Annotated in this window: 8 protein-coding genes; all 8 read left to right on the top strand. The window is 42.4% G+C overall.

The features are described from left to right. Window positions 1-364 precede the first annotated feature (364 nt). Window positions 365-1,135: a hypothetical protein gene (locus tag ABIB39_RS22575; protein ID WP_354432462.1), complete on the top strand. Its 771-nt coding sequence runs from the start codon at window positions 365-367 to the stop codon at window positions 1,133-1,135. 514 nt (window positions 1,136-1,649) lie between these two features. Beyond that, window positions 1,650-5,528, top strand: a complete 3,879-nt coding sequence (locus tag ABIB39_RS22570) for a DUF5977 domain-containing protein (RefSeq protein ID WP_354432461.1) — start codon at window positions 1,650-1,652, stop codon at window positions 5,526-5,528. Window positions 5,529-5,681: 153 nt separating this feature from the next. Beyond that, window positions 5,682-5,858: a hypothetical protein gene (locus ABIB39_RS22565; RefSeq protein WP_354432460.1), complete on the top strand. Its 177-nt coding sequence runs from the start codon at window positions 5,682-5,684 to the stop codon at window positions 5,856-5,858. A gap of 490 nt (window positions 5,859-6,348) precedes the next feature. Further along, window positions 6,349-6,804, top strand: a complete 456-nt coding sequence (locus ABIB39_RS22560; RefSeq protein WP_354432459.1) for a hypothetical protein — start codon at window positions 6,349-6,351, stop codon at window positions 6,802-6,804. Window positions 6,805-7,364: 560 nt separating this feature from the next. Then, window positions 7,365-7,877 (top strand): CinA family protein, encoded by a 513-nt coding sequence (locus tag ABIB39_RS22555; protein ID WP_354432458.1) that lies wholly within the window; start codon window positions 7,365-7,367, stop codon window positions 7,875-7,877. Window positions 7,878-7,921: 44 nt separating this feature from the next. Continuing rightward, entirely contained in the window at window positions 7,922-9,028 is a 1,107-nt protein-coding gene (locus ABIB39_RS22550) for a class I SAM-dependent methyltransferase (protein ID WP_354432457.1), read from the top strand. Window position 9,029: 1 nt separating this feature from the next. After that, window positions 9,030-10,466: a metallophosphoesterase family protein gene (locus ABIB39_RS22545; RefSeq protein ID WP_354432456.1), complete on the top strand. Its 1,437-nt coding sequence runs from the start codon at window positions 9,030-9,032 to the stop codon at window positions 10,464-10,466. A 499-nt stretch (window positions 10,467-10,965) separates the two neighbouring features. Then, on the top strand, window positions 10,966-12,040 hold a 1,075-nt coding region (gene mnmH / locus ABIB39_RS22540), incomplete at its 3' end, for a tRNA 2-selenouridine(34) synthase MnmH (protein WP_354432455.1).

The raw sequence follows: 12,040 nt of genomic DNA, 5'->3' as shown, positions 1-12,040 counted from the left end.
CCCGCTATTTTTTAATCTATCGCTGTAACTACGCTAAAGCTTTGTTTTCGCTCAATACCTAAAGTCTATGCGCTCATATTGTTGGACTCATGGGCGTCTCGCAAAACGCTTCAATGCTGTCATGGAATTTGAAATTTGCCACCGCGATACCCACCAGGGCAAATGCAACGCCAGCCTTTTGTGAAGTATTCTGTGAAACCGCCTACCGGCTCTCTCTTCACAGACGTTTTGCTCATTCGTAGGTCGGTCCGCAAGAAAATGATATTTACGATTTCGCTTTTTTAATAAGTAATAATTATATAATTTTATATCAAACAAAAAGGGCAAGGACTTTATTTGTAGTTATCCTAAACGCTTATCATTAATGAAAAAAAATCTCCTTTTAGCTGTCCTGTTGGGCTTTATTCAGCACGCATCCGGTCAAAATACATTTCCTGCAACTGGTAAAGTTGGCATTGGCACAAGTACACCGCAAGAAATTTTGCATGTAAATGGCATATCAATATTTGCCGGTGGTAACTCTAATCTTGATAATATAAATTCTACCATGAACTTAAATTATTTAGCAAATTCAGCCCAAATGGTGATCGGTTGGAACCGGGGCCGCGGATCGGGAGAGATAAATTTCATAGCCAATCAAGGTGCAGGAAATACCGGAGGTTTTTCGTTTATCAATCATAACAACAGTAATGTCGAAAAGCAACTCATGTGGATATTGGGTAACGGACAAGTATTGATCGGTGATACGCAAGGTAAGCAGGGAAATTACAAACTGGTCGTAGCTGGCGATGCTATCGCAACTTCGCTCACTATCAAAACAGTTGCTAACTGGCCTGATTACGTTTTTAAACCTGCCTACAAATTAAAACCTCTTATAGAATTAAAGAATTACATTGATGAAAACCACCATCTGCCTGATATGCCTTCTGCGGAACAGATTGACAAAGAAGGATTAAATTTGGGTGAGATGAATAAACTTTTGCTTAAGAAGGTGGAAGAATTGACCCTGTATTTGATAGAGAAAGATAAAGAGATAAAGGAACATGAGGAAAAGCTTACTCTTCAAACAAAACGGATTGATGAGCTTCGGGTAAAGCTTGATTTACTGAATAAAAGAAAATTTAAAAATAACTAAAGAGTTACACAAAATCAATCAGATAGATGAATATTTCCTATAATGTTATAGCTATAGTAATCAGACCTTTTTTAAACTCCCGCAACTTTAAAATCGCATCTGTGCAAAACGCCGCAATTCCAGAACTGGCGGCATAGGGCCGGTATTTCACCGCTATTCTCCCGTAGCTATCATATACTACAGGCTGTACGATATAGATCCCCGGCGGACGAATCCTAAAGCCGACATTTTTACACCGGTCGGCCTAAACCGTACGCGAACTTTTTTATCTACCGGCGCTGTTTAGCCTGGCCGGACGCTTACGAAAATTAAATTTGTGGTTTTGATTTTGTTGATTAATTTAGCGTAACCTTTACCAACAACACCGAACCCATATCATAAGAATGAACACTCATCACTGTATCAACCCATTTTATATCGCATTAGATAATCCCGTTGTTTGGGACCTAAAATTACATTGTATATAACACTGCTATAATTTAGCACTGGCCAATTATCCTAAACCATCGCAATCGTGTATAAATCCGTCTTGATCAAAGCCGCAACTGTTATTGCGCTGCTTGGCCCATTGAATTTATTTTCGCAATCCACCCTGCCGACGGTCATTCCGCCATCGCCGGAATCAGCAGCATTGTTCCGTTATTTGGACCATCCGGTAAATGGAGCTTCCGGCGTTCCGGAGATTTCCGTGCCGATTTATCAGATTGCCTCCGGCTCTCTGCAGATGCCGCTATCCGTCAGTTATGACGCGACCGGCCGTAGAATAAGTGACCAGACAGGGCCTGTTGGAATGAACTGGAACCTGATAGGCGGGGGAAGGATCTCCAGGACGGTCAAAGGAGCCGCCGATGAATCGGTGAGCTTTCCTACAATTAAGGATGCGGCGCAGTACGATTTGCATAGCAGCTACGATTTCGATGATCTTAACAAAATGTCAACCGGCAATATCTACGATTCGCAATATGATATATTTTCTTACAATTGCGGTCCGGTCAGCGGCAAATTTATACGCGGGAACGGATCGAATCCGCTCGTGCTGATCCCGGTAAAGCCCGTCCAGATCAGTTCCGGATCGGGTGGCTCGTCTCAGGGATTTCCGGACCGTATAACCGATGAAAAGGGCAACCTTTATGAGTTTGACCTAGCGGAAAATTGTAACATCAGCAATTACAACATCATCACCAGCAGGCTACTTACCAGGGTGGTCTCGCCCGATAAAAAAGACGTGATCACGCTCACTTACCTTCCTTTTTCTGTACGGGACGATAATTATTCAGGTACGTTAACCGCAATAGACAATGATGACACTCAGGCAAATCCGGCACAGCCTTTAAAGAACTACCGCGAAGGAACTCCAACCAACAATACCACCTATACTGTACAGCGGTTAAGCGAGATCACCTTTAAGCTGGGCAGGGTTAAATTTAATTTGGTACAGACAACTGGTGAGATTGAAAGTATACAAGTTCTTGACAAAGACAATAATTTGCTGAGAACAATTAGTTTTACTCGTTCCACACTTGATGCGCCCAGTTTCGCCGGTCCGGGAAACAAACTTAAGCTGGATGCGCTTATATTTAAGGCCAGCGATAATACGGTGAAAGAGCGCTATACATTTTTATATACCGCGTCGTCTGATTTTAACGGACATAACAGGGATATCTGGGGCTTTCGGAACAGTTTAGGAAATCTTAATAACCAGCTGATCCCGAATTTCGATATTTTTATGGTCAATACCGGCAGTGTTAATTTCACCCTTAACAGCGCAACAAGCGCCAATCGTTCGGCGTTCCCGATAACTCAGGGCCTGCTTTCTAAAATCATTTTTCCTACAGGCGGGTCGACAGAGTATGTTTTTGAAGGCAACAGATACAAGTACACCAGCGACGAGCCATCAGTTTATGGACCAGGTCTGCGTGTCAGTAGCATCAGAACTAGTGATAACAATGGCAATATTTTAGTTAAGACTTTCAAATACGGGGAAAACGAAGACGGAAACGGTTATTTTCCGGGAGCTGCCCTCTCCAGGTCAGAAGCATTCATGCGTTACACAAGTACCCAGTCCAGATATATAATTAAGGTAAATGCATCGCAATATGGCAGCAGGCGGACAAGGGTGTACTCATCGGAACTGAATCCAGAGATTGCGGAGACTGTAAGTCAACCGGTCACCTATAGTAAAATCACTGTTTATGAAGGAACACCAGAGAAGAATTCAGGAAAGACGGTATACGGTTTTCAAAGAGCATTGCCGAATAGTGAATATTTCATGTCCGCACCGGGTTTTAACGGATCTACATCTCCATACAATAATACCTTTAACAATTGGATAACCGATCAGTCCATCGGTACGCCATATACTCGTGAATATAATTATTACAGCAATGAACACCTGACCTCCACAGACTATTACAAGTATGAAAATGGTAGTTACACAAAACTTAGAAGTGTTGGTAACCAATACGAGGATACACCAACGCAGGCATTGCATGGGCTGATCGTAAAACGGGTAGTAGATAACGGAGCCTATGATTTGGCATCCTCTCCTCTGAACTTCCCGGTTTTCCAAGTTGCTGATTATTACGTGAACACCGGAACTTCATTACTAAAAAGCAGTACCGACACGCAGATCGAGAACGAGCAGGAATTTACAACGCATACCGATTATACTTACAACAGTAAACAACTGACTAATTCTGTTGCGGTCACCAAAAGCAACGGTGAAAAAATAACAACATCCATCAAATATCCTTTTGACATAGCCAAGACGGTGCATACGCAAATGATTAACAGCAATATGCTTGATTATCGTGTCGAAGAGGAAACTTTTAAAGGTTCAGCTTCTTTGAGTGCGAACAAAACAGATTATAAAGACTGGGGTAACGATATCATTGCCCCGGAAATCATTTCATCAAAAACTGGCAGTTCAGCGTATGATGCGCGGATCAAATATATAGCATATAGCGATCGTTCACACCCTTCGAGTGTCTCAAAAGTCAGCGGTCCGCCGGTCAGCTATATTTATCAATACCTCGGCCAGTATCCGGTTGCCGAAGCAGCGAATGCGAAACTTGGAGACATCTGGTATGAAGGGTTTGAGAATAGTGCCGGGAACAGCAGCCTGAATGATGCGCGTACAGGGCATTACAGCAAAACAGGCGCCTACGCAAAGAGCCTATCTGGTCTTACCAATGGCAAGTATACGTTAACTTACTGGAAAAAGTCCGGGGGGCTGTGGACCTTTTCTTCCAATGAAAATGTAAATGTAACAGCAGGTATCTACCCCATCGCCATTCCGAGTTCAGAACAAGTTGATGATGTCCGGTTTTACCCTGCCGGCGCAGAGATGAGGACTTTTACATTCGATCCATTGATCGGTATGACCTCCCAGACGGATGCGAAAGGCTTGGTTACTTTTTTTCGTTATGATAACTATCAACGTTTATTGGCGATTTCCAATACGGAGGGAAATATCAAGCAACATATCTCCTATAACCAGTTGAACCCGCTATTTTACAGTGAGCTCATGAGTACTACCGCCCGGAAAAATAATTGTCCCCCCGGATATTACGGAGAAACGGTTACTTATTCTTTGCAGGAGGCTGCATTTACTTCAGCCGTCAGCTTTGAAGATGCTAACCAAAAGGCTGCAGCGCAATTGGCAAACTACAAACAAACTTATGCCAATGAGAAAGGGAATTGCCTGCAATATTACAGCGTATATCAGTTAAGGTGGATACAGAAAAATAACTGTAGTACGGGCATAGGCCAGGAAGTCATGTACGAGGTTCCTTCCAACAAATATACCTCCGGAATTTCAGTTGATGATGCCAATCAACAGGCAATAAACGAGATCAATTCACTCGGCCAGGCATGGGCTAATGCGAATGCCGTTTGTCTGACCGAGCCTTATAAAAGTGAAGTTGTGCAGGACATGGTGTCAAGAGCTTGTGATGTTGGTTATGTGCCGAGCCCCGCACAGGTCAATTATAAGCTGGATGCAGGTATGTTTACTTCGCTGAGGTCTGTTGCGGATGCGACGAGCAAAGCACAAACATACTGGGTCGCCAACCGTGAAGCCTATGCCGCATCGCACAGCTCTTGTAATGCGATTGGGACAAAAAGTTTTGGGGTACTCAACAATACCAGCTATGCGTTTAATATTCGATTAAACAGTGGTTCCGTGACCCAGAATTACACGATACCTTCCGGGGCTTCAACATCAATTTCATTTCCGGCCTATTCACCAATTAATATCTATATAAGCACTACAGTCTGCGGTTCCTGTACCTTCAGATTTACATATGGCACGCAGGTGATTAACGGCGGGATTGCGTCATTTATGGCAGATTCGGCAAACAGTATTATTATCGGTAATGGGATCGCAAACTGATAAATTTTCAATAGGACATATTTTTAATATTACAACTAAGTAAGATAATATATGCATTGGATATTTTTATCGCTGTATTTTCTGATGATGACGGGCGTATCGGCGGTTCGTGGTCAGTCTGCGAACAGTTTGCACCGTAATTCCGCGCGTTATATGAGCAGGTACCTTGGAACAGATGCTTTGACAGCGCGCAGGATCGTGGAGGTACGTGATGCCTACAAGGGGTCGGTAAAGGTCCTTGACAATGGCTTGTCGCTGAGCCGCTGGGGAGTGCCGACGACTTATTATGAGTATGAAAGTTTCCAGCGGTTGATGAAAGTAAAGGATTAGAACCGCCATATTTTGAAACATACCGATTACCATTACCAGAGCCAACATTAACCAATAGACCTTATCACATGAGTATTTCGAATATAACAAAAGGGCGTTTAAGCGGGCTGCTATTTGCAGTTTGTTTTTTGCTTGTTGCAATAAACGCACGTGCTCAGACGCAGGTTACGTCTCCGATGACGACTACGCCTTCAGCGGGGGACTATTTCAGTTATACGGGTATTACGCTGAGTACTGGATTTAGCTTTACGGCGGCGTCGGGACAAAGCCTGCGGCTGTATATTCAGGACATCGACTGCCAGTTGCTTTCTACGGTTCCAAGTTCGAACCAGAACTATATCATGACGTCAATACCGAGGCAGCCAGCGATCAATCCAGGTGGCCCGGGCTTATCGACCTGTAACCTGATGCAAACGATCGCATATTTTGACGGTTTGGCCAAATTTAGGAAAGGGACACAAACACACTTAAAACGAAATGAATCAGGACAATGGGTAGAAGATTACACGGAGGAAATGACAACAGTCGAAATACAATAATCAGAGATATTTTATTTATTGCTATATTCTTCATAATTGTTGCAGCTATTACAATTATACCTGTATTGTTGTTTAAGAATTCCCAATCGATGGAAAATTTAACTTATGCGATTTATGGGACGTTGTATTATGTTGGTATAGGATCGGTTAGCTGGGTATTGATATTTTTTTTTATTCCCATATCAATGAAATATGCTCTTTTCATCAGATTTTTAATGGGATTGTTTGTTTTGAATATCCTGGTTTTTTTTGCCGAAGGGTTTTTACCAAGTTTTGATTTACTTGAATTTAACTTTCAAGGACCAACATATTTTGAAAGTTTAAACATACATTTTTTCTATTTGATAGCATTTTTATCAGGATGTTTAGCTTATTTTCCCTTTGGTAAAAAAGAGTTTGCCAGATAAAAAGTCACCATACAATCAGTAATAGTTTCTGGTTGGTAATTTCATAATTTACTTGCTAAAAGCTTTGGTTATATATAAGTGACCGAATTAATTCGTTTTAAACTGTTTTGATTTGCAGTCATTCAAAATCAAAAAAATTATGAGCTATTCGGTTACCTAAAAATACAGACTTCAAAATAGGTAATCGAGGAATTTATTTTTCTTGGTATGAACAGGTATTTATGACCAAAAAAAGCGCCTAAATCATTGATTTAAGCGCTTTCGATGGGTTTTGCTACCCATTAGCGAATGGACGGGACTTGAACCAAGTTTAGTACGCTCCTCATTTTCAATTATTTATAATCTTCAAGCTGTGGTAATTCCCGAATTTTCCACAATTGATTTGATGCAGTTTGATTCCTAATGACTTAGGTAAATTTAGTAATTTATATAGATTGCTGCAAGTTATGCTGATAAACCAATTCTTTCAAAATTAAAGTATAAGATAAAACTTGTCGTATGCATGTCAGAACGATTAATAGCTGATATTTCGTATTATTGTAAAAGAACATCCAACAGATATGGTACCCAAACTGCTAGTAAAAAAATTTAATGCGCTGCTCGAAAAAGAGAAGCTAACCATTTTTTGTGGTGAAAGCATCACGGCTGGTCTGCTAGCCAGTACATTGGCATCTGTTCGAGGTGCTTCCGCAGTTCTGGCTGGCAGTATCGTGACATACGATGAGCGGGTTAAAACAGCCGTTTTAAAAGTGGGTAAGGATATCCTGCAAAGGTATACGGCCGAATCCCAGGAAACAACAACAGCTATGTGTTATGGGCTTCAAAAATGTTTTCCAGGCGCGGGAATATACGTTGCGGTGACCGGTACAGCTTCCGCTTCCGTCAACGATTATCGGGAGGGAGCGCCAGTCGGTCGTGTCTTTATTACGATTCTATATAACGGCGTTCATCAGATCCAAGCAAATTTGACTGCCGGTAATGCCAAAGATGAACGAAATGCCATCCGAGAAGAAGCTGTTAAACGTGTCCTTCATGAGATCACCGAATTGTTACTGTTAAAAAAAGTTGAATGATCGCTTGTATTCTCGGTGTAAACACCCGTACCAAAATTTGACACATGTACGAGACTGACCTTAAAAACCACATAAAAAGTATCATCAGCGAAGGTCTTGGAAGCTATGATGAACTTTTCAGCCGTTCGAAAGGAGCTTTCCCGGATGTGGTCTTTCGAATTGCCAAATCTTTGACCGATCTTCCCCATGCAGATGAAATAGAAAAGAATCCTCGAGCCGGCGACGCGCTGCCTGAACCTAATCCCAGCAATTTTGACTGGAGATTTGATCATGGAACCATTAAATCCATATGTGACTTGTTGCCTAAATACCAAGTTTCAAGGATTGGGTTATTCGGGACCCCCTCACTTTACCTGCCACTGTCAAAGCAATATGCTAACGTCACCTTATTTGATATCAATAACCTGTTGCTTGAGGCCATCAATAAAAATGAGCAGGTTAATATCGTCGACATCAATCACTTGGATACTTCTATATACGGCAAGTTTAATTGTATTATCATGGACCCTCCATGGTATTTATCGTATTACCAGAACTGGTTACAGAAAGCAAATGAACTGTTGTTTGACGGCGGTATCTTAATCACGACGTTGTTTCAGGAATTTTTACGCCCTGGCGCCGGGGCGGAACTTGAACAAATACTCGCCCAGGCTAATGCCGGCGGAGATGTCAGGATTTTGAATAATACAGTCCGCTACATGACGCCAGAGTTTGAAAAACGGATATTTAAGCTGAAGCATATTCCCGTTGGCGGAAACTGGCGTATTGCCGATCTGATGATTGTAAAAAAGCAACGTCTGATGCAACTTCCCGTTATCGCAATTCCTAAAGATAACTGGACTAGAATATTATTGAATCGTAAAGTCATAGCGATCAGACAAGAGGCGGAAGCTATGCCGATTTCTGTATCGTTACCCTTTGCAACCGGTGCGCAGCTTTTAACCGTAAGTGACCGCGATCCGGTGAAGAAAAAGGTGAACCTGCTTACGTCAGATAATGTGGGTCTGGTATTGACCGGCACGGCGAGGATTACAGGGTTTCTGGACGGGCTGGCTCATGGACAAGACAGGTCTGCACTTGCTGAAAAATTGAATATCGATCCTGATGAAAAGATCGCTCTGGACACCTTACTTAACCTTATCAATTTATAATATGGAGCCTATTTTACTGCGTTACAGGGATACTTCGGACCTTGATACCATTGCCGAGCATCAAAAACTGATTACAAAATCAGGGCACGTCTGGTGGGGATGGTGGAAGAAAGAGAGTGAACCTGACCGCACCGAAATAATACGCAAAATCGCGGCCGCACCTGCTCATTACAGCTTCTATATCTTTGACCGTTCTACAACCAAGTTTTTTAAAGCGCATATTATCGAACTCAGTGATGGAACAGTCAGCCGGATTAGTACCCCTGAAAAAGATCATACGCCTACCTATTACCAAGATGAACAATTGCCGCTTTGGCTTAAGTTGACAAAATTATCAGAGATCGGACGTGACGAGTTTTTAAAGATCTTTAAAGTGATTCCGGATCAGAATTATTCTTTTTTTACTAAAGAGGATATCAATGCTGACGTAGCGGCAACCACTGTTGTAGGCAAACAATTCGTTAATTTAAAGTCAGATTATATCCTTCACCTATCTGACATCCATTTCGGAGATGATTTTGGATTTCCAAGGAATCCAGAGCCAGGAAAGCAACCCCTGGCAGACATTATTGTGAACACTATCAGGAATGATTTGAAAGTTCAATTAGGGTTGCTGATCGTGAGCGGTGACATTACCTCGCGGGGTGTCAGTGATATCCTTGTTACTGATGGACTGGAGTTTCTTGAAAAGCTTTGTACCGAGCTTAACTTAAAGCGGGAAGAAGTGATCATTATTCCCGGGAATCACGATATTCCTTTGCAAAAAGTGGATATGAAGGATTATCACCATGAAAAATTATACAGAAACTTTCTGCAGCTTTTTTATGGCAAAAGCACTGACCTGTTCGGGCTTGAGTCCTTCAGGTTCCCCTGCGGCCTGACGGCAGACATCATGAGGATGCACTCAGTCAAACTCAGAAAGGAAAAGGAAAGTAACTACGGATATGCCGAATGGCCATTATATGATAGCCTGCTCAATAATCACCCACCGGTAAGTGACCTTAAGATAGCCGTCATACATCATCACCTTGTCTCTGCATCCATTGAGGAAGTACTTGACCCGGATTACCCGTTTGGAAGTATTAGCGTTACCATAGATTCAGGCCGGATTATAGATGGGTTGCAAAAATTCGGCTTTAAAATTGTATTAAACGGTCACCAGCACATCCCGGGAATAACAAGGATATCTCGCGGGCAGAAAACTGATACTAACGAGATACTGATCAATGACGAGTCGATGCTTACCATCTTGTCTGCTGGCAGTGCAGGTGCAAAAAAGGAACGCCTTGCTGAAGAAATGCCTTTCAACTCGTTCTCGATCTACAAAATATCTCCAGAGACGATTGACATTGAAGTGAAAGCTTACAGCCCCGGAACGGGGCCAAGACGTCATTATCACAGTATATTGGCCATCGGGGGGAAAGTAAACCCTCATTAAACAAAGCGAAATCTAATGATATATCGGGAAAATATGGCTCAAGAAAATTAATGGTGCAAGCAAACTAAATATACTGATGAAAAATATTAAACATGTAGTATTTTAAATTGATGTTCCGACATGAAATCAACATCGAGGTCGGTCGTTTCGCCGTTAATTAAAGGGTAACGGTGGGAGGCCCGGTTCATGAACTGCCAGTTCCTTCCCGGTTAATCACTCGACGGCGAGGGAAATGCTTGATAATGGGATATTTATACCAGCCCAATGAATAATCTGATGAACATATCATTGCTGATAGTCTGAACGGGCGTTTGTACACAAATGATCTGATCTGTAAAATGTAATGTTTTTTTGGGTGTCAAACCGGTCCTGCCCAAAAAAAGGCATTCGCAATCAAAGATATGTTTGCATGAATCGTGAAAAATAAGTAGGGAATTAAACACAACTGTATATTTGCACTATAATGGTAAGGCCAATATTGATCAACAATTTTCTAGAGATGCAGGCTGACATCCCCGTTATTGATGTACGAACACCTGCGGAATTCGAGCACGGCCACATACCGAATGCGTTCAGCCTGCCACTATTCAGCAATGAAGAGCGGGTTAAGGTAGGTACTACCTACAAACAGGTTGGTCGTGAAGAGGCTATCCTGTTAGGGTTTGACCTCACAGGCTCTAAGTGGTCGGGCTTTATTAAGGACGCTTTAATAATTGCACCGAATAAAAAGATAGCAGTTCACTGCTGGCGCGGCGGTATGCGTAGTGGGGCCATGGCCTGGGCGCTTGATCTCTATGGCTTCGAGGTTTACATTATACAGGGTGGTTATAAAAAATATCGTGGCTGGGTACACCAGCAGTTTGAAAAACAATACCAGCTTCAAATCCTTGGCGGCATGACCGGTTCCGGTAAAACCCGGCTATTATATGAACTTAAGGGCATGGTTGAACAGGTTATCGACTTGGAAGATCTGGCACAGCACCACGGCTCATCTTATGGCAGCATGAATAAGTTGGTGCAGCCGACACAGGAGCAATTTGAAAACAACCTGGCCGATCAGCTTAGAAAATTGGACAACCAAAAGAAGATTTGGGTGGAAGATGAAAGCCTGACCATAGGCAAACGTTCGATACCTAATCCCTTCTGGCATCAAATGCGGGATGCAGCAATGATTAACATCACGGTAGACTTTAAACAACGGGTTGACGCATTGGCCGCTGAATATGGTGGTTTATCCAAAGAATTTCTAATAGAATCTACCGACCGTATCCGTAAAAGGCTCGGCCCAGAGCAAACCAAGTACGCTATAGAAGCCATTATGGAAGGCCGTATGAAAGACTTTGTAAAGATCGTTCTGGTTTACTATGACAAAACCTACCGAACCGGTTTAAGCAAACGAAACGTAGAGCGGGTATTTTCATTAGAACTGAAAGATACCGACATTGAAACACATGCTCATCAAATTTTACTGCCAACACGCTTGATACTAATGGATAATCAAACCATAAGACTGACTCAATACTCGCACGGTGCAGGTTGCGGCTGTAAAATTAGCCCCGCAATCCTTGATAATA

It is taken from the genome of Mucilaginibacter sp. UYP27, assembly GCF_040547175.1.
GTDB lineage: Bacteria > Bacteroidota > Bacteroidia > Sphingobacteriales > Sphingobacteriaceae > Mucilaginibacter.
The sequence above is the reverse complement of the archived record's forward strand: the minus strand, read 5'-3'. Positions and strand labels throughout refer to the sequence as shown.